Here is a 23,969-nt window from a genome sequence, read left to right on the forward strand (position 1 = left end):
GCGTACCTGTTTGTTGGCTAAACCGTCGTCTTCTTCGCACGTTATGTGCATTTGAAGCTCGGCGGTTTTTTGTTTTAATTGTAACCGAAAAAATGATGTTGGGGAGTGAATAATCGATGAAAACGACAAAAAACCGTTGGCTCATTGCGCTTGCGGCAGTTGGAATCCACATTTCGATCGGCTCGGTCTATGCTTGGAGCGTCTTTACGAATCCATTGATTGAGCAATTCGGTTGGGGTTTGGGGGAAGTGTCCTTAACATTTAGTATCGCCATTGCGTTCCTCGGCGTTTCCGCAGCGTTTATGGGGCACTTCGTCGAAAAACATGGACCGCGAAAATCAGGGATGGTGGCTGCCTCGTTTTTCGGACTCGGCACCTTAGGCGCAGGGCTCGCCGTTTCTCTTGAATCTCTTTGGCTGCTCTATTTTTCCTATGGGGTCCTTGGCGGATTTGGACTCGGTGTTGGCTACATAACCCCTGTCTCTACCCTCGTCAAATGGTTTCCCGACCGGCGCGGCTTAGCGACAGGACTGGCGATCATGGGCTTTGGCTTCGCCTCCCTCGTGTTTAGCCCGATCATGAATGCGTTCATTACATCTGTTGGTATTGCTGCAACCTTTTTTATCCTTGGTGGCCTTTACATGATCATTATGTTTACCGCTGCTCTATACTTAGAGCCACCCCCTCAAGGCTGGGTACCTGCTGGTTTTAAAGAAGCAAAAACGGAAAATGGTCGTTTGCAAAAGCAGGATCTCTCACAACTAACGGCCAATGAAGCGGTAAAGACGAAACGGTTCTGGTTCCTATGGACGATGCTTTTCATTAACGTCACATGTGGGATCGCGATTTTAGCCGTTGCCTCGCCAATGGCTCAAGAGATTACGGGCATGACAGCAGCAACAGCGGCAACAATGGTTGGACTTATGGGGCTTTTTAATGGACTGGGACGAATCGGCTGGGCGTCCATTTCTGATTACATTGGGCGACCGAACGTATACACTGCCTTTTTCCTTATTCAAATTGTCGCCTTCGTGATGCTCCCTTCGATCACGCACGTGCTATTGTTTCAAGTGGTGCTCTTTTTCATCATGACTTGTTACGGCGGTGGGTTTGCGTCGATTCCTGCTTACATTGGGGATCTGTTTGGTACGAAGCAGCTCGGTGCGATTCATGGCTACATTTTGACAGCTTGGGCATTAGCGGGACTCGTTGGACCTATGATTGCTTCGTATATTCGCGAGACGACGAATAGCTATGCAGGCACCCTTTACATTTTTACCGGCATGTTTATAGTCGCCCTTGCCGTTTCCCTTTTTATTCGTGTGGACATTCGTCAGTTGCGCGCACAAAGCAACAAACAGGGACTCGTGAGCTGATTGACAGAAAATGAAGGCGCAAGCTATGATGAAGGAGAAGAATACTAGAGGAAACGATTGGGTCATAAAGGGCTGAAAAACATGAATAAATACGAAGCTGAATTTAGTAATCTCGTACGTGCTTTCCGAAAAAAGCATATGGGCAAAGGCCCAAGTAAGATTAACACTACCTTTTGTAAGAACTGGGCAATCTGTGAAATGGAAGGCAACCTCTCACCTGTAGAAAAATTTATTGCCAGCGCCGATGAAGGAAAACAAATGCTAAGAGCCGCTCGAACCGAGATGGTGAAAGAAATGTATCGAAAAAACCGCCCAGTGGAAATGGAAAGCTTCCTCGGCACCGAGCTTGTCGATCTTTTTGTTGACATTGATATTGAACGAGATTTCGGCATGTCTGTGTTTGTGTTTGCTGATAACATTGAAGAAAAATTTTCGAAAAAGCGTTGAGCCTGCGTCAATAGCGCTCCTGTTTGCGTCAGGATCGACCGCTTAACAGCTTAACTGGATTTTTGTTGTTGGTACTTGATAGCGCTCCTGTCAAAGGCTAACCGCTGCATATTCGACTTGAAGCTTCCTTCAGCGAATACCAGCGGTTTTTTTTCACTGTCGAACACTTGCTTCACTTACGGTCGTAACCTTTACGAGCCATAAGAAAGGATGATCATGAATGGGAAAGACGAAACATGCTGGCCCGATGAAACTAGATAAAAAATGGGACCCGTCATTATGGGCGGGGAAAGTGCCCCTCGGCTTAGGAAAAGTGAAACCAAAACATATTCGCGATACGTTAAAAGTCGCACTCGAAAATCGCGACAATCTTGGCTATGCCTACCGTATTTTAACACAGGGGGTCTGCGACGGCTGCGCCCTTGGCGTTTCCGGCTTGCAAGACCAAACGCTCGCGGGACCACACCTTTGCACCACACGGTTAAATGTATTACGGTTGAACACCATGCCGGCCATCGATCCGAAATGGTTGGACGATGTGGAAGAGCTTAGGAAGCTTGATAGTACGGAGCTACGCAAGCTCGGCCGGATTCCGTATCCACTGTCGCGAAAGCCGGGAGAAAAAAGATTTACCCGCATTAGCTGGGACGATGCCTTGAACCGTATCGCCGCAAAAATAAAAGCGATTGACCCAAAACAGCTTGCTTTCTACTTAACGGCAAGAGGAATTACAAATGAAGTGTATTACACAGCGGCCAAGGTGGCTCGTTTTCTAGGAACGAACAACATCGATAATGCGTCGAGAATTTGTCATTCTCCAAGTAAAACGGCGTTAAAACGTTCTCTCGGTATCGGTGCGTCAAGCTGTAATTATCAAGATTGGATCGGTACCGACGTCCTCGTCTTTTGGGGCTCTGTTGCCGCCAATAACCAGCCAGTATCAACAAAATATATGTATGCCGCGAAAAAGGCAGGGACGAAGATCATTATGATTAACCCGTACCGTGAGCCGGCGATGGAAAACTATTGGATCCCTTCGATTCCTGAAAGCGCCCTGTTCGGCACACAAATAGTTGATGATGTATTTCAAGTAAACATTGGCGGCGATATTGCGTTCATGAACGGGGTGATGAAGCATTGGTTTGAAATGGAGAAAGAGCAGCCAGGATCTGCGATCGACCACGCGTTTATTGCGAACCATACGAACGGCTTTGCAGAGCTTAAGGAGCATGTGGAGCAATTAAACTGGAACGACATCGTGAAGTCTGCCGGGCTTTCGAAAGAACGAATCCTCGAGTTCGCCAAGCTTTTAGCCAACTCACGATCGGGCGTGTTTATTTGGAGCATGGGACTTACCCAGCACCGATTTGCGACCGATAACATTTCCCAAGTCGCCAATTTAGCTCTTTTGCAAGGGTTTATCGGGCGAAAGCATTGCGGTGTGATGCCGATTCGCGGCCATAGTGGTGTGCAAGGCTCAGGAGAAATGGGCGCTGATCCATTTGTCTTGCCTGGCGGTGATTTTGAACCAGAACATAAAAAGCGGATCGAAGCGATCTGGGGATTCCACATTCCAGATTGGCAAGGGGACACGGTCGGGCAAATGTTAGAGAATGTCTTGCTTCCAGACGATCATGAACGAAAGGTGCGACTTTTTTATACGAGTGGTGGTAACTTCCTTGAAACGATGCCGGACCCAGCGTTTATCCAACGCGTGTTGGAAAACGTCGAGCTTCGCGTCCATCAAGACATCATTTTCAACACGTCCACTCTCGTAGATGCAAAAGAAGAAGTGATCGTTCTTCCAGCGATGACGCGCTATGAACAGCCAGGTGGAGGAACGTCGACGAGCACGGAGCGAATGGTCTACTTCAGTCCGGAAATTAAAGGCCCGCGAATCGAAGAAGCACGGGCAGAATGGGACATTTACGTCGAGCTCGCCAAACGAGTCGATCCAGAACGGGCCCATTTAATCGATTTTCAAACTGCCCAACAAATCCGTGATGAAATTGCCGTAGCTAATCCGAATTATGACGGAATCCAACACCTGAAAAATCGCGGAGATGTCTTTCAATGGGGAGGTGCATGGCTTTGTGAAGGGGGTGTTTGCCCAACACCTGATGGACGTGGAAACTTACTCCCTATCGACCTACCAGAGTTCCGCCGCACCGAGGGTCACTTTTACGTGACAAGTCGGCGAGGCAAACAGTTTAACTCGATGGTGTACAGTGAAACGGACCCATTTAACGGAGCCGATCGTTATGACGTGATCATGAACGAAACGGACGGGAAGAAATTAAATATTCGTAACGGTGAATCGATTGTCGTCTACAACCAATATGGTACGTTCCAAGGACGCGCCTGCTTTGGCGACACCCAGACAGGGAACATTGCGGTTTATTGGCCTGAAGGAAACATGCTTCTTCCGAAAGGTGTTTACGAAACGCATGCGAAAATCCCTGAGTACAATACGACGGTGATCGTTGAAAAAGCCGAGAGCTTCCATGCGCAAAAAGACAGACGCTACCTCGAAAAACGGGTCGAGGAGCTGGAGCTTGAAGCGAACTGAGAAAAACCGCCTCGATTTGAGGCGGTTTTCGTTATTTGTTCCATGACGCAACCGTCACGACCGCTAAGCCGTCAAGGACGAGCTCATGGGTAACCACCCATGCTCCGTGTTTCTTAAAGAAATGCGTAAGCTGTTCAGCCGTATAACGATGACGACGTGTCGAGACATTGGACCATTGCAATAGCGTTTTTTCTTCAAAGCCTGTAATCCCGCTCTTCTTGCAGTAAGCTTTTGCAGCGGCATGATTCATCTTGTTAGTCGGGTTTAGCATTCCGATCACACCTGCCCCATTTAGCACCCGAATCATTTCCTTCATCCCTCGCTCGGGCTCTGGCAGAAGGAACATGACACAAGTAGATAGGCAAACGTCAAACGATTCATCGGCAAACGGCAGATCATACGCGTCCCCTTGGACGACCGTCAACCTTCCGCATTGCTTGTGTTCATGCAATCGCTCTTCTGTCGCCAATACCATTTGTTTTGACAAATCCACTCCTGCTAAGTGGGCTGCCTCATGTACTCCTCTTGCCAACAAGCGCCCCGTTCCGCACCCTACATCTAATACGGCACGATTCGCCCAGGATCCCGTCCCTTTTTTTAACCGATCGTGGACTGGACGAAGCCAGCTCGCCTGCGCCATCCCGTCAAAAAAAGAGACGAGTGGATCAAACTCTTCACCCGTCATTTTTCGCATTCCATTGCCTCCCCTCTCCTTCCTTTTTAGCATACTAAGGTAGAAGGCAAATGACAATTATTCGTTCATCCAACTTTGCGAGCTAGGATTTTCACGCCATTTCTGTAATTTTTGTAATTCTTCTTCTGAGATGTCACCACGTCTGATCGCAACATCTAGCAAAGTCGGATAGTCCGTTAATACGTAGGAGGGAAGATTAGCTGCCTCTAGCTGATCCTGCCCTTTCTCTAGCCCGTATGTAAAAATCGCCACAACTCCAAGAACGTCAGCACCAGCTTCTCTTAACGCATCGGCTGCTTGAATGACACTTCCTCCAGTCGAGATAAGGTCTTCAATAATGACGACACGATCCTTGGAAGAGAGCTTCCCTTCGATTTGATTTTGCTTGCCATGACCTTTTGACTTGCTACGAACATAAACCATTGGTGCTTGCAGTCGATCACTTACCCACGCAGCGTGGGGAATTCCCGCTGTCGCAGTTCCTGCAACAACGGTCACCTCTGGAAAATGTGAGCGAATCAACTGCTCAAATCCTTCCGCAATCGACTGGCGAATGTGCGGATAGCCCATCGTTAGACGATTGTCGCAATAAATCGGCGACTTGATCCCAGAACTCCACGTAAAGGGGTCGTTCGGGCGTAACGTAACCGCCTCAATGTCTAACAAATGTTGTGCGATTGTCTCTTTCATCCTTAACCCTCCCATTGCTTGCGTATGATTTCATAGGCGGCAGCAGGATCTGGAGCCGCCGTGATGCTGCGACCGACAACGATAGCCCAGCTCCCTAATGTCCGCGCTTCTTCCGGGGTAACAATTCGCGTTTGATCCCCTTTGTCATCCTCTTTTAAACGAATCCCTGGTGTGACGGTCAAAAAAGACGGACCGCAATGCTCGTGAATAATAGGAACCTCTTGGGCGGACGAGACAACCCCATCCAGTCCGGCCTCCTTTGCAAGCCGAGCATAATGAGACACTGCCCCGTTCATGTTGGACTGAATGAGCAGCTCTTTTTGTAGCATAGCCTCATTTGTACTTGTAAGCTGTGTCACACCGATGAGCTTCGGACGGTTACGGCCGTCCACTGTCCCAGCTTCCAGTCCTTCCCGTGCCGCAGCCATCATGTTTGTTCCTCCTGCTACGTGAACGTTCACGATGTCAACTCCGAGTGTGGCTAGTTGTCGCATCGCTCGCTTTACCGTGTTCGGAATGTCGTGTAGCTTTAAATCGAGAAACACTTGATGTCCTTCATCCTTTAGTTGCTCAATCACAGCTGGGCCTTCACTGTAAAATAACTCCATCCCTACTTTTACGAACAGAGGTTTTGGAAGTGTCTTGAGCAGTTCCTGCATGTTCTCCCGGTTTTCTACATCTAGGGCAATGATCAATGGTCGTATCATGACTGCTTCCAGCTCCCTCCGACAATATCGGCAATCCGTTCAATGCCAAGCTCATCCATTCGCTTTGGCAGCTCGTCAATGATCGTTGGACAAACGTAAGGATCGGTAAAGTTGGCAGTACCGACCGCTACCGCATCTGCTCCTGCTAGCATAAATTCCAGCACATCATCAGCCGATTGAATCCCGCCCATCCCAATGATCGGAATCGAAACGGCTTGGCTCACCTGATAAATCATGCGAATCGCCACAGGCTTTATTGCAGGTCCAGACAGCCCACCTGTTCCGTTTGCTAAAATTGGCGTCCGCCGTTTTAAATCAAGGCGCATTCCAAGGAGTGTGTTGATCATCGACAATCCGTCGGCTCCAGCTCGCTCCACTGCATGCGCCATTTCCACAATGTCGCTCAGATTTGGCGAAAGCTTCACATAGACGGGCACAGTAGAGACGCGCTTCACTTCTTGCGTTAGCTGTGCCGCCACATCTGGCACGGTTCCAAAGGCAATCCCGCCCTCTTTTACGTTCGGGCAAGAAATGTTTAGTTCAAGCGCATGGACATTGTCCACACGGGAAATGGCTTCAGCCACTTCGACATAATCGTTCACGGTTGAACCTGCAATGTTGGCCACAATCGGTACATCCACGTCCGCAAGCCGAGCCAACTCGTTATCAATGACGTTATTGAGGCCTGGGTTTTGCAAGCCGATCGCATTTAGCATGCCCGAATGGGTCTCTGCTACGCGAGGCGTTGGGTTTCCGAAACGTGGCTCCACGGTGGTCGCTTTAATGGCGATCGCGCCTAAAAGATTCAGGTCGTAAAAGCCAGCAAATTCTTTACCAAAGCCGAAGCAACCAGAAGCTGGCATAATCGGATTTTTCATAGAGAGACCTGGTAATTCTACTGCTAACCGACTCATAGCACGACCTCCCCTACTGGAAATACTGGGCCATCGGTGCAGATTTTTCGATACGCCGTTCCTGCCTCATCTCCTGTCACATGACAGACACAGGCAAAACATGCACCAATCCCGCAGCCCATCCGTTCTTCCATCGAAATAAAGGCACGTTCACCAATAAAACGTTCACTCACGGCTTTTAACATAGGAGTTGGCCCACAAGAATAGACGACATTATACGAAAGGGCTTCTTGATCCAGCACATGGGTGACAAACCCTTTCGTCCCCGCTGTACCGTCCACGGTCGCTACATATGTTGTCCCGAGTTGAGAGAACTGCTCATAGTAAAAGCTGTCCTTTGCGGATTGAAAGCCAAGCACATTAATGACGTGGCAGCCTTTCGCTTTCAGGCGCTTCGCCAAATAGTAAAGAGGAGGGACTCCGATTCCGCCACCGATGAGCAGAGCCGTTTCCCCTGAAGCTATTGCCTCCAATGGGAACCCTTGACCGAGCGGTCCGAGAATGTCGACCGTCTCCCCCCGCGCTTTTTGCGCCAGCCGCTTCGTGCCTTGCCCTTCTGCTCGGTAAAGCAGCGTTAATTCGTTCGTCTGCTCGTCTACGTGGCAGATGCTGAGCGGGCGCCGTAGTAACAGCTCTGAGCCATCATCCACCTTCACATGGACGAACTGCCCAGGTGAGGTCATCTCTTTTACGCGCTCACCTGTTACTTTCATTTCATAGATGCCATCAGCGATTCGCTGATGGCTCGTAATTGTCATCCGTTCTGTCTGTCTCATCGGTCCTCCCCTTTCTCTATTGCATGACCGGCATGCTTTCAGCAGAAAACGTAATGGATTCTAGGACGCGGAGAAGCGCCTCGGCTGTGTCTAGTGATGTGAGACATACGACCCCGTTTTCGACCGATTCACGGCGAATTCGAAACCCGTCACGGGCTGGTTGCTTTCCTCTCGTTAACGTGTTGATGACAAATTGAGCGTCACCTGCACGGATCACGTCTAGCAAATGGGGCTTTTCGTCGCTAATCTTGTTGACCGTCGTCACTGGAATGCCCTCCGCTTGCAGAATATGGGCTGTTCCTTCCGTTGCGAGAATCGAGAAGCCGATTTGATAAAAGCGTTTTGCGAGACTGATCGCTTCCTGCTTGTCTTTATCGGCGATCGTAAACAACACCGAACCGTGGGTCGGAATGCTCATTCCTGAGGCAATTAACCCTTTGTACAATGCTTTTTCTAACGTTTTGTCTCGGCCCATTACTTCACCTGTTGACTTCATTTCTGGTCCTAGCGTGATGTCCACCCGGCGCAATTTTGCGAACGAAAAGACGGGTACTTTTACAGAGACTTCTTTTGCCTCTGGATGGTAGCCTGTTTCATAGCCGAGCTGCGGCAATGTTTTCCCAAGCATCACCTTCGTCGCCACATTCGCCATCGGAACACCTGTCACCTTGCTTAAAAACGGTACCGTTCGGCTTGACCGTGGGTTTACTTCAAGGACGTACACATCGTCTTTATGCCAGACGAACTGAATGTTCAGCAACCCGACAATCCGCAACCCTCTAGCAAGCTCGATCGTCCGTTCGATCAGCTTTTGTTTCAGCGATTCAGGAACGGTTTGCGGCGGATAGACAGCAATCGAGTCTCCCGAGTGAACCCCTGCCCGCTCAATGTGCTCCATAATGCCTGGAATATAGACGTTTTCTCCATCGGATATTGCGTCAACCTCTAGCTCTTTACCTGTCAAATAGCGGTCGATGAGCACGGGATGTTTCGGATTCACTTTGACCGCATGGGCCATATAGTTTAACAGTTCTTCTTCTTTATAAACGATTTCCATTGCCCGGCCGCCGAGTACATACGACGGTCTGACGAGAACTGGGTAGCCGATACGTTCAGCAATTTGGCGAGCTTCCTCAATCGAAGTTGCCGTATCGCCTAATGGTTGTGGGATGTTCAATTCAACCAATGTCTGTTCAAACTTATCCCGATCCTCGGCACGATCCATGTCTTCAAGAGCCGTTCCGATAATTTTCACGCCGCGTGCCGCTAGCCCGGACGCCAAATTAATCGCTGTCTGTCCCCCGAACTGGACGATCACCCCTTCTGGCTGCTCCAAATTAACAATGTGCATCACATCTTCGACGGTGAGCGGTTCAAAATAAAGTTTGTCGGACGTGCTAAAGTCTGTTGATACGGTCTCAGGGTTATTGTTCACAATAATCGCTTCGTACCCTGCTTCTTTAATCGCCCATACCGTATGAACCGTTGCATAATCAAATTCGATTCCTTGTCCGATTCGGATCGGGCCAGAGCCTAACACGAGAATGCTTTTTTTATCGGTTCGTTCCGATTCGTTTTCTTCTTCGTACGTTCCGTAAAAATACGGTGTCGCCGACGCAAACTCTGCTGCACACGTATCGACCATTTTATAGACTGGTGAGAGGCCATGGTTCATCCGGAGCTCATACACTTCCTGTTCGGATGTTCCCCATAGATCGGCGATGATCATATCGGAGAACCCACGCTCTTTTGCTTCTTTTAGTAGCTCTAAATCGCCTACGTTTTCCTTTAGTTGTTTTTCGAGCTGGATGATTCTTGCAAACGAACGGAGGAAGAAGCGATCAATTTTTGTTAACGCCCAAAGCTCTTCGATCGTATACCCTCTACGGATCGCCTCTCCTAAGGCAAACAATCGCTCGTCATCAGGCTTTGTCAGCTTTTTCTCGAGGCTTTCTTTATCAAGGTCATTTACATCTGGTTGATCTAAGTGATAGACCCCGGCTTCTAATGAACGAACCGCTTTTAACAGAGATTCCTCCAAGTTCCGTCCAATCGCCATTACTTCCCCAGTCGCCTTCATCTGTGTACCGAGGGAACGGTTGGCTGCTTCGAATTTATCAAAAGGCCAGCGTGGAATTTTGCTCACGACATAGTCAAGAGCAGGCTCGAAACTAGCATACGTCGTTTGGGTAATCGGATTGAGCAATTCATCCAATGTATAACCAACGGCAATTTTTGCGGCAATTTTTGCAATCGGATAACCGGTCGCTTTCGACGCGAGGGCAGATGAACGGCTCACCCGTGGATTCACTTCAATGATGTAATATTGGAAGCTATCCGGATCAAGGGCAAACTGAACGTTACACCCTCCTTCAATTCCTAGAGCGCGAATAATCTTTAACGACGAGTTTCGTAGCATTTGGTATTCACGATCGGATAACGTTTGCGACGGGGCCACAACGATTGAATCCCCTGTATGAACGCCGACAGGATCGATGTTTTCCATGTTACAGACGACGATCGCATGATCTTTTCCATCCCGCATGACTTCATATTCAATTTCTTTAAAGCCCGCGATGCTTTTTTCCACTAGACATTGGGTCACAGGGCTATACTTCAAACCGCTCGTTACGATTTCAACAAGGTCTTCTTCATTGTATACGAGACCCCCGCCAGTACCGCCGAGCGTATACGCAGGGCGAACGATGATCGGGTAGCCGACACGCTCGACGAACGTGTACGCTTCCTCCAACGTATGAATGATCTCACTATCTGGCACAGGTTCATTTAATTCTTTCATCAATGCTCGAAACAGGTCACGGTCTTCCGCCTGTTGAATCGAATCTAATTTCGTCCCGAGAAGTTCGACATTGTACTCTTTTAAAATGCCCGCTTGGTCTAATTCAACCGCCATGTTTAACCCTGTTTGGCCACCGAGTGTCGGCAAGATGCCATCCGGTCGCTCCATGCGAATAATTCGGCTCACAAATTCTAGCGTTAACGGCTCAATGTAGACACGGTCAGCCATTGTCGTATCGGTCATGATCGTGGCAGGATTGGAATTGACGAGAATCACTTCATAGCCTTCTTCCTTTAATGCTTGACACGCTTGCGTTCCTGCGTAATCAAACTCCGCCGCTTGTCCGATGACAATTGGTCCTGAACCGATGACGAGAATTTTTTTAATATCTTCGCGTTTCCCCATGTTCTCTCACTCTCCCAATTTTATCTGTTATACCGTGAGCGCCCGATGCTTGTTTGATTCCATCAGCTTAATAAAACGATCGAATAGCACGTTTGAATCTTCCGGTCCTGGTGATGCCTCCGGGTGGTACTGAACGCTGAACGCTGGATGTACTTTGTGTGCCAATCCTTCAATTGTTCCGTCATTCACTGCTTCATGGGTAACGATTAAATCCGTATTCACAAGTGAACCTTCCGTTACCGTATAGCCATGATTTTGTGCCGTAATTTCGATCAATCCCGTACTCCGTTCACGCACAGGGTGGTTCGAGCCGCGATGCCCGAAGCGAAGCTTTTCTGTTTTTGCTCCGCAAGCAAGTGCGAACAGTTGATGACCGAGGCAAATACCAAACAACGGAACTTTTCCTAATAGGTTGCGGATCATTTCTACTCCCTCAGATACGTCCTCTGGGTTTCCTGGTCCGTTGCTTAACAGGACGCCGTCAGGCCCTAAGCGGAGCACCTCTTCTGCTGATGTGTGGTAAGGCACAACAAACACTTCACAATTGCGGCGGATGAGCTCCTGTAAAATGTTATGCTTCATTCCATAATCAACGAGGACAACGCGCTTACCAGGGCCTGGTACGTGGTATGGATCTCTCGTTGAGACGCGCGACACTTGATCGGTCGGTGTTGGTGTTGCTTTCAACTCCTGAACGATTTGCTCTACGTCTACATCAAGTGGGCAGAGCTGGCCTTTTAACGTACCGTGCATCCGAATCAAGCGGGTGAGCTTTCGAGTGTCGATCCCAGATAGTCCAGGAATTTGCTTCGCTTTTAACAGGGAGTCTAATGATTCTTCACTTCTCCAGTTGCTCGGAATGTCACATGCTTCTTTGACGATTAACCCGTGTATCGCTGGATTCATCGATTCAAAGTCGTCGCGGTTAATTCCATAATTTCCGATCAATGGGTAAGTTAATGTCACAATTTGTCCGCAGTAGGATGGATCAGAGAGCATCTCTTGGTAGCCTGTCATTCCCGTGTTAAATACCACTTCTCCTGACATTTCTCGATCGCTACCAAACCCTTTTCCTACAAACACACTGCCATCTTCTAAAATGAGTTGTCTTTTCATCTCGCCACCTCTTTCTCTTCCCAAACAAGCTTGCCACCTACAAGTGTTGCTACCGGCCACCCTTGGCATGTCCACCCAGCAAACGGTGTGTTGCGGCCTTTTGAAGCAAAATGTGCTGGATCGATCGCTCGTTCCACTTCTAGGTCAATGATCGTCACATCTGCTGGTGCCCCCTCTTCCAACCGGCCATACGGTAGCTGGAATGTTTCCGCTGGATCAATCGTCAACCAATCAACAAGTTGCTTTAGCGTAAAGGTCCCTTTTTTGACAAAATGAGTGTACAGAAGGGGGAACGCCGTCTCTAATCCGACAATACCGAACGGTGCGCGCTCCATTCCTTGCCCTTTTTCCTCTTCTGTATGCGGAGCATGGTCTGTCGCAATAAAGTCGATTGTTCCATCTAGCAATCCTTCAATTAACGCCTCTCGATCTTCTTTCCCACGGAGCGGCGGATTCATTTTATAGTGGGCATCCAAACCTGGAATGTCTTCATCGCACAATAATAAATGATGTGGTGTCACTTCCGCCGTTACACGAATGCCTGCACGCTTAGCATCTCGGACAACCCGAACCGATTCCTTTGTACTAATGTGACAGACGTGGTAGTGAACACCTGCCGCTTCGGCTAAAAGCACATCGCGAGCAATGTGAACGGACTCACAAACCGATGGAATCCCTGCAATCCCATGCTTTTTTGAAAATACTCCTTCGTGGACTGAACCGTTTTGGATCAACGTATTTTCTTCACAGTGGGCAACGATGGCCATCTCGAGCTTTGCCGCCTCTTTCATCGCTTCAAGCATCATCGCTGCCGATTGTACGCCTACACCATCATCGGTAAAGGCAAAGGCGCCTGCTTCCTTTAACTTGGCAAAGTCGGTTAGCTCCCGGCCAAGCTGTCTCGTCGTGATGGCTGCGTATGGTAAAACGCGGACAACCCCTGTCTCATCAATTCTACCTGTCAGCCAGCTCATTTGCTCAGCGCTGTCTGGAACCGGACGAGTATTTGGCATGGCCGCAACAGTAGTAAAGCCTCCTTTCGCTGCCGCCTTTGTTCCTGTTTCAATCGTCTCCTTCGCTTCACCACCTGGCTCCCGTAAATGAACATGTAAATCCACAAGTCCAGGGGTCACTAGCTTTCCATTCGCTTCGATTACATGGGCGTCCGTTTCTTCAAGATTTAAGCCAATGGCGGAAATCACGCCATCGTTCAACAATACATCCTGTGTTTTAACCGTTCCTTCCTTTGTGACGATGCTGCCATTTTTAATCAACGTTTTCATGTTCTCTCTCCCCTTATTATTCATCTGTCAATGCTCGCTTTAACACGGCCATTCGGATGGCGACCCCGTTTTTCATCTGTTTAAAGATTCGTGAGCGTGGGCATTCCACAAGCTCGCTCGCAATCTCCACATTACGATTCACAGGCGCTGGGTGCATGACAATGCTTTTTGGCTTCATCCGCGCTTCCCGTTTGACCGTTAAGCCAAATTGCTCATGGTACGATGCTTGGGTGAATGAAACGGTCCCATCATGCCGTTCGTGCTGAACGCGCAAGAGCATGATGACGTCCGCTAGTTCGACCGCTTCATCCATCGTCACATAAGGGTAAACCCCCTCATAGCCTTCCATCCATTCCCGCGGACCTGAAATGTAAACGCGGGCACCGAGACGAGTTAAGGTTTCGGCATTCGAGCGAGCTACTCGGCTATGGCGAAGGTCTCCACTAATAACAATGATAAGGTTAGAAAATCTATCAAATTCCTGTTGAATTGTCCACAAATCGAGCAAGGATTGGGTCGGGTGATGGCCACAACCATCGCCAGCATTAATGATCGGGATGTTAATACGATCTTGCAATTCTTCGAAATATCGGTCCTGGCGATGGCGAATGACGAGGGCGTTTACACCGATAGACTCAAGTGTTTTCGCCGTATCGTACAGCGTTTCCCCTTTCTGCACGCTGGATCGTTCCCCATCCACATTGACGACATGGAGCCCAAGTCGTTGCTCGGCTACTTCAAAGCTCACTCTCGTCCGCGTGCTCGGCTCGAAGAACAAATTGGCGACAAAGAGCTTTTCCGCTGGCGACCAAAGGACACCATTTTCAAACTGCTGGGCATCGTGCAAAATGTGCTCAATTTCCTCAAGCGATAAATGGGACATAGTAAGCAAGTCGTGTTTCGTATCATGATCCTGTAAGAACGGTACCGCCATTTTCCATCACCTCAGATTATAAAATGAGAACCTTGCCTTACCGCCAAGTCATCATGGCAGAATCGATTGGTTCTCTTATCTTTTTTTCTCTTAAGAGTGTAAAAAACACGCCCGATCGAGCAGCTTCGGGCGTGCAGAGGTAGAGAAAGGCCTCGCTTTACTGATTGCCTCTCTCAAACAAGTCACGCCTTTGAAGGCTCTCTGTCCTTCATTAAAGGTCGATCCTTTCAGTTGTTATGCAGCTTGTTCTTTTTTTCTCACCGTCTTTTCATTTTCAAACATGCTCTTCGTTCCGTAGCTTACTTCCTTGTTCGGTAACACTAAGTGAAGAACAATCCCGATGATCGTCGCTAACGCCATTCCTGGAATTTGGACATTTTCGTTTATCGGAACGAACGCACCGCCAATTCCGATGACGAGTATGACCGAGGAAATGATCAAGTTTCGTTTTTCTCCGAGCTGAATCTCGTTGTCAATCAACATCCGCAGTCCAGAGGAAGCGATGACCCCGAATAAGAGGATCGACACCCCTCCCATAACGGCTTGTGGAATCGTGGAAATGAGAGCTGAAATTTTGCCGCTAAATCCGAACATAATCGCGAGCAAAGCCGCACCTCCGATCACGAATACGCTAAACACACGAGTGATGGCGATGACGCCGATGTTTTCCCCGTACGTCGTGTTCGGTGGTCCTCCAAGAAAGGAAGCGATCATTGTCGCAACCCCATCCCCTGCAAGGGAGCGATGCAATCCTGGCTTCTCTAAAAAGTTTTTCCCAGCAACTTTACTTAACACCATTTGATCCCCGATATGCTCCGCTAAGGTTACGGCGGCAATCGGCACCATAATCGCAAGCACGGTCCATTCAACCGTCGGTGTATAGGTGACGAATGGCACGATAAAGTCTGGAGCCACTAACCATTTCGCCTCATACACCGCTTGAAAGTCAATCAAGCCAACGAATAACGCGGTAACATAGCCACCTGCGATTCCAAACATCATTGGAACAAGTCCGAAAAATCCTTTAAAGAAAACAGCTGCAACGATTGTGATCAGCAATGTAATCATCGCCACTAGCATAAACGTACCGTTAAACACTTTTACCTCTTGTTCGATCGTCTCCATCATCGCCATATCGATCGCAACGCCAGCTAAGCCGAGACCAATCACCATAATGACTGGTCCAACGACGATCGGCGGCAAGACCGTCATCAGCCATTTTCTTCCTACGACTTTGATCAGTAGGGCGGCTACTCCGTATACGAGACCGACGAAAAAGCTCCCGACCATCGCCGCCTCCGGTCCGCCAAACGCTGTCACTGCAATGATCGGAGTGATAAAAGCAAACGATGATCCAAGATACGCCGGCACCTGTCCTTTCGTAATTAGCAAGTAGGCAAGGGTTCCGAGCCCACTTGAAATTAAGGCCACTGCTGGACTTAAGTCGACCAATAGTGGTACGAGAATGGTCGCACCAAACATGGCGCATAGGTGTTGTAAGCTTAAGATTAGCCATTTATGTGGTTGGGGAACTTCACGAATGCCGATATCTCTTTGTTGTTTTGCCATTGTTTTCTCCTCCTTGGTTATGCAAACAAAAAACCTCCTTGCCCATGACAAAGAGGTTACACTACTCCTGTAAAAAAGCACACAGGTGCCCAAGAAAGAGTGTACCTCTTAACAGCCTCACGGGACTGATTTAAAGAGGTGGTTATGAGGTTTTTTGTTCAATCGTTACTTCATCAATGCCATCCACTTCAGAAAGCTTGGCGACAATTTGTTCTTGCTTAGACGTCGGAACGTTTTTGCCAACGTAATCTGGGCGAATCGGCAATTCCCGATGCCCGCGGTCGATTAACACCGCCAATTGAATTTGTTCTGGCCGGCCTAAATCCATTAACGCATCTAAGGCTGCTCGCACCGTTCGACCGGTATATAATACATCGTCGATCAGGATGACTTTTTTTCCCGTAACATCGACAGGAACATCCGTCCCTTGCAAAATCGGCTCCTCCGTCGTTGACTTCACCGTTAAATCATCGCGATAAAGGGTAATGTCTACTTCACCGACTGGGAGCTTGATGCCTTCGATCGTTTCAATTCGTTCTTGGAGGCGGTTCGCTAAATAGATCCCCCTCGTTTTAATTCCGACAAGAAGGCAATCGCTCACACCTTTATTGCGTTCGATGATTTCGTGGGCGATCCGCGTTGTTGCTCGCCGAATCGCTTGCTCATCTAAAATTAACCGCGACACTGTGACACCTCCAAGTCGTTTTCGTTCCGTTTGAATGTTAGATGCTCTTTAAAGTATAAAAACCCTTCTGTCCAAAGGGCAGAAGGGTATACGTTACCTAAAGTCATGAAAACGACGAGCGGCGTTTTCGTGATTCCTTCTTAGCCTCACTGGACTAACATTAAAGGAGCTTATTCAATTCTCGCTTGGTGCAATTATGACAAAATACGACGACCGTGTCAACGGTTATTTTGCAATTGCCTGATGAGTTTTTTCATCTCTTCTGGCATTTCTACTTTAAAGCGCATAAATTCACCGGTACGAGGATGCTCAAACCCTAATTTTTGTGCATGAAGCGCTTGTCCATCAATTGATAATGTTTTTTTCGGTCCATATTTTGGATCACCTGCAAGGGGAAAGCCAATGTATTTAAAATGGACCCTAATTTGGTGGGTTCTCCCTGTTTCCAGTTGACATTCAACAAAGGTAAAATCACCAAATCGCTCAAGGACGGTAAAATGGGTTACTGCATCGCGGCTGTTTTCTTCTGTCACTGTCATGCTTTGTCGATCTACCTTATCCCGGCCGATTGGCGCATCAATCGTCCCATGATCATGGGGAATGTTGCCGTGAACGATTGCTTGGTACACCCGTTCGGTCGTTTTTGCTTTTAATTGGTTCACTAACGATTCATGGGCTCTGTCATTTTTTGCGATCATTAACAGCCCTGATGTATCTTTATCGATCCGGTGTACAATCCCTGGACGAACCACGCCATTGATCGACGAAAGATCGTTACAATGATACATGAGGGCATTGACAAGCGTTCCTGTCGTGTGTCCAGGTGCCGGATGAACGACCATCCCTCGCGGCTTATTCACAACCGCTACGTCCTCATCTTCATAAATGATCTCAATCGGAATATTTTCAGGAACCACTTCTAACACTTCTGGTTCTGGCACAAAAAGCTCTAGCGTATCGCCAGTTTCCACCTTGTAGTTCGATTTGATCGTTCGACCATTAATTAACACATGGCCATCTTTAATCCACTGTTGTACTTGTGTTCTTGACCATTCTTCCCCTTGAGCAGTTAAAAACTTATCGATCCGCTCCCCTTGTTGCTGTTCCGAAATGGTCCACGTCAATTGCTCACTCATGCATTCTTCTCCTTTTTTGCCTTTCGTTCGTCACGAATCATTTTCAAAAATAAAATGCCAACCCCGACGCAAAGCGCGGAGTCTGCCACGTTGAATATGGGGAAGTTGTATGTAAAAATGTACGTATTGACAAAATCAACCACTTCCCCACGAAAGATGCGGTCGATAAAATTACCGATAGCGCCCCCTAAAATCAGAGCTAAGGCCGTCGCAAATACACGATCATGCTTGGCCTCTTTTTCCATGTAATAAACAATCCCAATCACTACAATGGACGTAATGATGTAGAATAGCCACATTTGTCCTTCTAAAATCCCGAATGCTGCTCCTTTGTTTCGATGGGATGTTAAGTAAAGTACAGAATCAATTAACGGAATGCTTTCTCCAATTTCCATATGGCGAACGACTAGCCACTTTGTCCATTGATCCAGCAAAATAATCACTAACGCAACAATGTAATAAATCAACGTCCAGTCCTCCGATCTCCTGCTTCATCTCTACGTTAGCATTGTAGCACAAAAAGGAGGGGAATGTCCCTCCTTCATCCTTCCTAACGCAAGTGATTCATATACTGATCGTAATGAACATTTCGTTGAAACTGGACATTCTCTGCTCCACTATAGCCTTCGATCCCCGTCGACACAAATCCTTCAATTTCCTCCACGTAGCCAATGAGCTCGTCCTCTTCATCCAAGGATGCATCTTCAAACACCATATCGAGTTCATTGAAGCGTCCGACGGCTTGATACGCATCCTCAGCGTCAAACTCGGTTTCATCATCCGATTCATCAAAGTTGTACCGATCAAACGACTCCAGCACATCCTCCTCCACCGGTCTGTTGGCTGGAAGTTGGCCATTTCCATAGGCAACGGTCGTCCTTGCCGTTGGATTCGCCTCTAAACGCTCATATGGAATTTGTTCCCCCGTTCTTTCACAGATTCCATATGTTCCATTTTCCATTCGATCTAAGGCTTGTTTAATCTCTTCATACTCTCGACTCATCTGTTCGTAGAGGGCGATGTCTTTCTCTCGCTCGTAAAGATCGGTCGCCGTATCGGCCGGGTGATTATCGTACTGCGACAGCTCTCCTGTCGATCCAGAGAGCGTGCCTTTTTCCTCTTGCATTCCTAGCTCGCCCGACTGCTTGAGGCGCTGTTCAAGAGCGGCTTTTCTCTCTGTTAAGCGCTCCCGTAGTTCCGCGTATTGTTGCATGCTCTCCTCCCCTTTTTCAGCGCATCGTTAGACGATCATGTCCACTTTTAAGCGGTCAGTTTCCCAAAGCACGCCTCCCTGCGGCATCGGCTGTATTAGCACGTCCTGTGCGTCCACTGCCTATAGCGCCACGTCCTGTGGCATCGGCTGTATTAGCACGTCCTGTGCGTCAAAAAACTACAGATTGTAGCTTTTCATTTGTAGTCTGTCCTTAAAAAGGTGACGATAGCCCGAGCAACATTTGTCAAGAGTTTTCAAGCATGCAAAAACGATGATCCTGTATATTTTTTAAATTTTAGTTGCATAAGGTCATTATTCGTTTGCCATTATAGATGCTAGAACTTTGGTTCTTAGTCAAATGTTGGGGTGGCATAGGAGGGCGAGCCCCTCTTATCCTACCCCGAATGTCTGATGTTTGAATTGATGATGCAAGAGAATACGGTTTCGCAAGCGATCATAACGCCGAAAACCAAAGGCATTTCTCTTAATCACCTTCGTTTGATTATTCAGTCCTTCAATAAAACCATTGTTTAAGCCAAACGCGAGGCTATTCAAGATCTCGGTCTGCCAGTTCTTCAGCGTCTGAATGGCTCGGTGGAACTCCTTTAACGGGCTCGCCTCCACTCTTCGGTAAAAGGCGTAGAGCCCTTGTTTCACCTCGCTCATTCGTCCTTCCCTTCCTTGCATCTTCGCTTCTTGATACCACTGACGAAAATGTTCTTTTAGCTCATACGCTTCCCTTAAATCAGGGGATAGCTCTAAGTACCGCTCCACCTTCTTCTTTTGCTTATCATCCAGTCCTTCTCTCTCTTTCTGAAACAGATGTTTGATCCGTTTACATCGTTTTCGATGATACGGATGGAACGCTTTTTGCACTCGGCGGCGAACCCCTTCCAGAGCCCAGTAGATGTAACGACAGAAATGGAACGGATCCCCAATGATGAGCGGGTGGCCTAAGGCCTTTTGAACAGCCGACTTGAAGGTATAACTGAGATCCATCACGACTGTTTTCACATGATGACCCTTCTCTTGAAGATATCGTTTAAGCGTATCGGCTTTACGATCCGGTAAGATATCCAGTGGCTTCCGTGTATCTGCATCCGCAATGATCACTTGATATTTCCCCGCATTCGTATCCCCTTTGTAATCATCAATCGCAATCCGAGGAGGAAGGTGATCCACCTTCTTCACGAGGGGGGCCGCCAATTGATCAAACCGGCGCATGGCAGTTGTCACGGACGTTTGGAATTGATTCGCTGTGTCCGTAAAGTTCTTCCCTTGAATGAGCCGTAAGCGAAACGCTTGATTCCATTCCACTGTCTGACGCTGATATCGCTCTACAAAACAGGCTTTCTCCGCAAACCGCTTCCCGCATCTGCACGCGTACCGGCGCTTTCGATAGAATAGATACACCCACCGTTCAAAGAGCTTGAGATGTTGAACTTTTTGGATGCGGTAATCATGGATTCTCTCGGTTCTCTCCCCGCAGGATGGGCAACGATGAGGCGTTCGCGGCATTTCTACATGGAGCGCGATAAAGCCCTCTCGTTCCTCCATCTTTGTGACCTTCACACCTTTTAATCCGGGCAAATCCATGGTAAAATTCATCGTACACGCAGCTCCTATCCTTTCTTTGTTTCTGGACAATTCAAGGATAATGGATAAAGGAGCCTGCGTGCATTTTTTTTGCCCCTCTTTTGTGCAAAAACCCCAACATTTATTGTAGAGCCAGAACTTTAAATCCCCAAACAAAAAAACGAGGTCAATGACCTCGTTTTTTTGTTTGATTATTTTGTTACATAATACGTCGCCACTGTCTCCGCACAATCCGCACAAAGGGTCGGATGCTCGTTGTTTGTACCGACCGTTGGGCTCACAACCCAACAACGTTCACACGTTTCGCCTGCTGCTTTTTCAACAACGATCGCTAAATCGCCATATGACTCGGCTTCTTTTGGCGCATCCGCGACAGAGCCAGCCACTTTTACAGCGGACACGATGAACAACTTATCTAACGGCCCAAGCTCTTCTAAAAGCTGGCGGACGTCACCATCAGCGTAAAGCGTAATGGCCGCCGTTAAAGATTTGCCGATCACCTTTTCATTTCGCGCATTTTCAAGTGCCTTTAGAACATCATCACGAACGTTGATAAATGCATCCCATTTTTGTTTTAATTCACTCACGTCCCCAAGCTCGATCGGTTCTGGCATATCCGTCAGCTGGACACTCTCCTCTTCAACACCTGGGATATGTTTCCACACTTCATCCGCCGTATGGGGGATAATTGGGGACAAGAGTTTGGCCAGTGCTACGAGCACATCATACATGACCGTTTGCGTAGCTCTTCGATCCGCATGGTCAGCATGCTTCACATAGAGGGTATCTTTCGCAATATCCATATAGAACGAGCTTAACTCAATCGTACAGAAGTTGTGGAGCTCGTGATATACGGTTGAGAACTGGTACTCGTCGTATGCCTTTTTCACACGATTGATGACATCGTTTAATTTTGCAAGCATGTAGCGATCAAGTCCGTTTAACTGATCAATGGCCACACGGTGCGTTGCTGGATGAAAATCGTGTAAGTTTCCAAGCAGGAAACGATAGGTGTTGCGAATTTTCCGATATACTTCCGAAACTTGCTTCAAAATTTTATCCGATACGCGTACATCTGCTTGATAGTCGACAGATGCGACCCAAAGGCGTAAAATATCGGCTCCAAGCTGTTTCATTACATCATTCGGAATGACGACATTTCCGAGTGATTTACTCATTTTCTTTCCTTCACCATCAAGGGTAAAGCCATGGCTTAGCACCCCTTTGTAAGGTGCTTTTCCTGTGATCGCTACACTTGTTGATAACGATGAGTTGAACCAACCGCGATACTGGTCTGAGCCTTCTAAATAAAGATCCGCAGGTCGATCTAACTCCTCACGCTCTACGAGCACCCCTTGATGGCTAGAGCCAGAATCGAACCAAACGTCCATAATATCCATTTCTCGTGTGAATTGACCATTCGGACTTGATTCATGGGTAAATCCTTCTGGAAGTAAATCTTTCGTCTCCCATTCAAACCAAACATTTGATCCGTGCTTTCTAAATAGCTCTGATACGTGGTTGATCGTTTCATCCGTAATGATCGGTTCTCCATTCTCTCCATAGAAAATCGGAATCGGCACACCCCATACGCGTTGACGTGAAATACACCAATCACCGCGGTCACGTACCATGTTGTAGAGGCGCGTTTCCCCCCACTCTGGAACCCACTTCACTTCCTGAATCGCTCTCAACAATTCGTCACGGAAGTTTTCAATCGATGCGAACCACTGAGCCGTCGCCCGGTAAATGACCGGCTTTTTTGTCCGCCAGTCATGGGCATAAGAGTGGGTGATAAACGTTAGCTTTAGGAGCGCACCGCACTCATCTAACTTTTGCGTGATCGGTTTGTTCGCTTCGTCATAAAATAATCCTTCAAAGCCAGGTGCTTCAGCGGTCATGTACCCTTTGTCATCAACTGGACATAACACGTCTAAACCGTACTTTTGGCCGACAATGTAGTCTTCTTCCCCGTGTCCAGGCGCTGTATGGACGCATCCTGTACCGGCATCTAACGTGACATGATCCCCTAAAACAACCAAGGAATCTCGGCCGTAAATCGGATGTTCAGCGACGACGTATTCTAAATCTACCCCTTTGATCGTTCGCAAGATTTCTGGATTTTCCCATTCAAGAGCGGATTCGAGTGTTTCCACAAGTCCTGACGCGACGACGTATTTTTCGCCTTTCACAGCGACAACGCTATATTCAAGTTCAGGATGAACGGCAATTCCTAAGTTTGCTGGGATCGTCCACGGAGTTGTCGTCCAGATGACGATTTTTTCATCTTGTTGTAATACGTTCTTTCCATCTTTCACTGGGAAAGCTACGTAAATCGACGGTGAGCGTTTGTCATGATATTCGATTTCCGCTTCCGCTAACGCTGATTCTGACGATGGTGACCAGTAGACAGGCTTTTTTCCTTTATAAATGTAGCCTTTTTTCGCCATCTCCCCGAACACTTTTACTTGCTGGGCTTCAAAGCCTTTATCTAAAGTGACGTAAGGGTTCCACCAGTCCCCGCGCACACCTAATCGCATAAATTGTTCACGTTGGCGGTCAATTTGCTTCCGTGCGAATTCTTCACAAAGCTTACGGAACTCGGCGACACTCATCGATTTGCGATCAACACCAGATTTCGTTAACGCTTGCTCAATCGGCAGGCCGTGGGTGTCCCACCCTGGAACATACGGAGCATGAAAACCTGCCATGGACTTATAGCGAACAATCATATCCTTTAAAACCTTATTCAGTGCATGCCCCATATGGATGTCACCATTGGCATAAGGTGGTCCATCATGAAGCACAAACAGTGGACGACCTTTCGTCCGTGCTTGCACCTTCTCATAAATATTCATATCTTTCCATTCTTCCTGCATTTGCGGCTCACGGTTTGGCAAATTTCCCCGCATCGGGAAATCCGTTTTTGGCATGAGCAATGTTTCTTTAAAATCCATTTCCATTCCTCCTAATGATTTGCAACTCCATTACAGCCAGCCTTGTGGCGGAAATGATTGTTTTCAATGGAACAAATAAAAACCTCCCCATCCCCATTAGGG

The 23,969-nt window shown here is 47.9% G+C and carries 19 protein-coding genes and 1 other annotated feature (1 of these 20 running past the window's edge); of the genes, 3 read left to right on the forward strand and 16 right to left on the reverse strand.

All coding sequences use genetic code 11. The features are described 5' to 3' along the window. The first annotated feature begins 116 nt into the window (after nt 1-116). The 3 genes from FED51_RS12795 to FED51_RS12805 all read left to right on the forward strand — a co-directional run bounded on the left by FED51_RS12795 (nt 117) and on the right by FED51_RS12805 (nt 4,392). The gene (locus FED51_RS12795; RefSeq protein WP_010898679.1) at nt 117-1,376 is read left to right on the forward strand and encodes an L-lactate MFS transporter; all 1,260 of its coding nucleotides are present in this window, start codon (nt 117-119) and stop codon (nt 1,374-1,376) included. A gap of 81 nt (nt 1,377-1,457) precedes the next feature. Further along, nucleotides 1,458-1,823, forward strand: a complete 366-nt coding sequence (locus FED51_RS12800) for a Na-translocating system protein MpsC family protein (RefSeq protein ID WP_041821650.1) — start codon at nt 1,458-1,460, stop codon at nt 1,821-1,823. A 220-nt stretch (nt 1,824-2,043) separates the two neighbouring features. Continuing rightward, complete coding sequence (locus FED51_RS12805; protein ID WP_010898681.1) at nt 2,044-4,392, forward strand: FdhF/YdeP family oxidoreductase; 2,349 nt, start codon at nt 2,044-2,046, stop codon at nt 4,390-4,392. Nucleotides 4,393-4,423: 31 nt separating this feature from the next. Here FED51_RS12805 and FED51_RS12810 read toward each other — a convergent pair whose 3' ends face one another. From FED51_RS12810 to ileS, 16 genes are all read right to left on the reverse strand, one after another. Next, the gene (locus tag FED51_RS12810; protein ID WP_053430925.1) at nt 4,424-5,086 is read right to left on the reverse strand and encodes a class I SAM-dependent methyltransferase; all 663 of its coding nucleotides are present in this window, start codon (nt 5,084-5,086) and stop codon (nt 4,424-4,426) included. A gap of 57 nt (nt 5,087-5,143) precedes the next feature. Further along, nucleotides 5,144-5,776: an orotate phosphoribosyltransferase gene (gene pyrE / locus FED51_RS12815; protein WP_010898683.1), complete on the reverse strand. Its 633-nt coding sequence runs from the start codon at nt 5,774-5,776 to the stop codon at nt 5,144-5,146. A 2-nt stretch (nt 5,777-5,778) separates the two neighbouring features. Further along, nucleotides 5,779-6,483, reverse strand: coding sequence for an orotidine-5'-phosphate decarboxylase (pyrF, locus tag FED51_RS12820; RefSeq protein WP_053430924.1), 705 nt, complete (start codon nt 6,481-6,483; stop codon nt 5,779-5,781). After that, entirely contained in the window at nt 6,480-7,397 is a 918-nt protein-coding gene (locus tag FED51_RS12825; protein ID WP_053430923.1) for a dihydroorotate dehydrogenase, read from the reverse strand. Before FED51_RS12825 ends, pyrF begins: the two co-directional genes overlap by 4 nt. Beyond that, a complete protein-coding gene (locus FED51_RS12830; RefSeq protein WP_053430922.1) occupies nt 7,394-8,173 on the reverse strand; it encodes a dihydroorotate dehydrogenase electron transfer subunit in 780 nt (259 codons plus the stop codon). The genes FED51_RS12825 and FED51_RS12830 overlap by 4 nt, the downstream gene beginning before the upstream one ends. 16 nt (nt 8,174-8,189) lie before the next feature. Then, nucleotides 8,190-11,378, reverse strand: coding sequence for a carbamoyl-phosphate synthase large subunit (carB, locus tag FED51_RS12835; RefSeq protein ID WP_138090572.1), 3,189 nt, complete (start codon nt 11,376-11,378; stop codon nt 8,190-8,192). 27 nt (nt 11,379-11,405) lie between these two features. Next, complete coding sequence (locus tag FED51_RS12840) at nt 11,406-12,494, reverse strand: carbamoyl phosphate synthase small subunit (RefSeq protein ID WP_010898688.1); 1,089 nt, start codon at nt 12,492-12,494, stop codon at nt 11,406-11,408. Continuing rightward, on the reverse strand, nt 12,491-13,777 hold the full coding sequence (locus tag FED51_RS12845) for a dihydroorotase (protein WP_053430920.1): 1,287 nt from the start codon (nt 13,775-13,777) through the stop codon (nt 12,491-12,493). Before FED51_RS12845 ends, FED51_RS12840 begins: the two co-directional genes overlap by 4 nt. A gap of 16 nt (nt 13,778-13,793) precedes the next feature. Then, nucleotides 13,794-14,711 carry an aspartate carbamoyltransferase catalytic subunit gene (locus tag FED51_RS12850; protein WP_053430919.1) on the reverse strand — a complete coding sequence of 306 codons (918 nt, stop codon included), beginning with the start codon at nt 14,709-14,711 and terminating at the stop codon, nt 13,794-13,796. Nucleotides 14,712-14,945: 234 nt separating this feature from the next. After that, nucleotides 14,946-16,280 carry a solute carrier family 23 protein gene (locus tag FED51_RS12855; protein WP_138090574.1) on the reverse strand — a complete coding sequence of 445 codons (1,335 nt, stop codon included), beginning with the start codon at nt 16,278-16,280 and terminating at the stop codon, nt 14,946-14,948. A 142-nt stretch (nt 16,281-16,422) separates the two neighbouring features. Beyond that, nucleotides 16,423-16,965: a bifunctional pyr operon transcriptional regulator/uracil phosphoribosyltransferase PyrR gene (gene pyrR, locus FED51_RS12860; RefSeq protein ID WP_010898692.1), complete on the reverse strand. Its 543-nt coding sequence runs from the start codon at nt 16,963-16,965 to the stop codon at nt 16,423-16,425. Between the two features lie 218 nt (nt 16,966-17,183). Next, nucleotides 17,184-18,101 (reverse strand): RluA family pseudouridine synthase, encoded by a 918-nt coding sequence (locus FED51_RS12865; RefSeq protein WP_010898693.1) that lies wholly within the window; start codon nt 18,099-18,101, stop codon nt 17,184-17,186. Beyond that, a complete protein-coding gene (gene lspA, locus FED51_RS12870; RefSeq protein ID WP_053430917.1) occupies nt 18,098-18,568 on the reverse strand; it encodes a signal peptidase II in 471 nt (156 codons plus the stop codon). Before lspA ends, FED51_RS12865 begins: the two co-directional genes overlap by 4 nt. 83 nt (nt 18,569-18,651) lie before the next feature. Next, nucleotides 18,652-19,314, reverse strand: a complete 663-nt coding sequence (locus tag FED51_RS12875; RefSeq protein WP_053430916.1) for a TraR/DksA C4-type zinc finger protein — start codon at nt 19,312-19,314, stop codon at nt 18,652-18,654. 390 nt (nt 19,315-19,704) lie between these two features. Beyond that, entirely contained in the window at nt 19,705-20,922 is a 1,218-nt protein-coding gene (locus FED51_RS12880; protein ID WP_138090576.1) for an ISL3-like element IS651 family transposase, read from the reverse strand. Nucleotides 20,923-21,101: 179 nt separating this feature from the next. Then, entirely contained in the window at nt 21,102-23,867 is a 2,766-nt protein-coding gene (ileS, locus tag FED51_RS12885; protein WP_053430915.1) for an isoleucine--tRNA ligase, read from the reverse strand. A gap of 95 nt (nt 23,868-23,962) precedes the next feature. Next, nucleotides 23,963-23,969 (reverse strand) — a binding site (T-box leader); it runs 226 nt beyond the window's last position.

It is taken from the genome of Halalkalibacterium halodurans, assembly GCF_005671335.1.
Classification (GTDB): Bacteria; Bacillota; Bacilli; order Bacillales; family Bacillaceae_D; genus Halalkalibacterium; species Halalkalibacterium halodurans.

Coding starts and splice junctions, on each gene's coding strand:
- FED51_RS12795 (WP_010898679.1), top strand. CDS start 117: ATGAAAACGACAAAAAACCGTTGGCTCATTGCGCTTGCGGCAGTTGGA.
- FED51_RS12800 (WP_041821650.1), top strand. CDS start 1,458: ATGAATAAATACGAAGCTGAATTTAGTAATCTCGTACGTGCTTTCCGA.
- FED51_RS12805 (WP_010898681.1), top strand. CDS start 2,044: ATGGGAAAGACGAAACATGCTGGCCCGATGAAACTAGATAAAAAATGG.
- FED51_RS12810 (WP_053430925.1), bottom strand. CDS start 5,086: ATGCGAAAAATGACGGGTGAAGAGTTTGATCCACTCGTCTCTTTTTTT.
- pyrE (WP_010898683.1), bottom strand. CDS start 5,776: ATGAAAGAGACAATCGCACAACATTTGTTAGACATTGAGGCGGTTACG.
- pyrF (WP_053430924.1), bottom strand. CDS start 6,483: ATGATACGACCATTGATCATTGCCCTAGATGTAGAAAACCGGGAGAAC.
- FED51_RS12825 (WP_053430923.1), bottom strand. CDS start 7,397: ATGAGTCGGTTAGCAGTAGAATTACCAGGTCTCTCTATGAAAAATCCG.
- FED51_RS12830 (WP_053430922.1), bottom strand. CDS start 8,173: ATGAGACAGACAGAACGGATGACAATTACGAGCCATCAGCGAATCGCT.
- carB (WP_138090572.1), bottom strand. CDS start 11,378: ATGGGGAAACGCGAAGATATTAAAAAAATTCTCGTCATCGGTTCAGGA.
- FED51_RS12840 (WP_010898688.1), bottom strand. CDS start 12,494: ATGAAAAGACAACTCATTTTAGAAGATGGCAGTGTGTTTGTAGGAAAA.
- FED51_RS12845 (WP_053430920.1), bottom strand. CDS start 13,777: ATGAAAACGTTGATTAAAAATGGCAGCATCGTCACAAAGGAAGGAACG.
- FED51_RS12850 (WP_053430919.1), bottom strand. CDS start 14,711: ATGGCGGTACCGTTCTTACAGGATCATGATACGAAACACGACTTGCTT.
- FED51_RS12855 (WP_138090574.1), bottom strand. CDS start 16,280: ATGGCAAAACAACAAAGAGATATCGGCATTCGTGAAGTTCCCCAACCA.
- FED51_RS12865 (WP_010898693.1), bottom strand. CDS start 18,101: ATGAGTGAGCAATTGACGTGGACCATTTCGGAACAGCAACAAGGGGAG.
- FED51_RS12875 (WP_053430916.1), bottom strand. CDS start 19,314: ATGCAACAATACGCGGAACTACGGGAGCGCTTAACAGAGAGAAAAGCC.
- FED51_RS12880 (WP_138090576.1), bottom strand. CDS start 20,922: ATGAATTTTACCATGGATTTGCCCGGATTAAAAGGTGTGAAGGTCACA.
- ileS (WP_053430915.1), bottom strand. CDS start 23,867: ATGGATTTTAAAGAAACATTGCTCATGCCAAAAACGGATTTCCCGATG.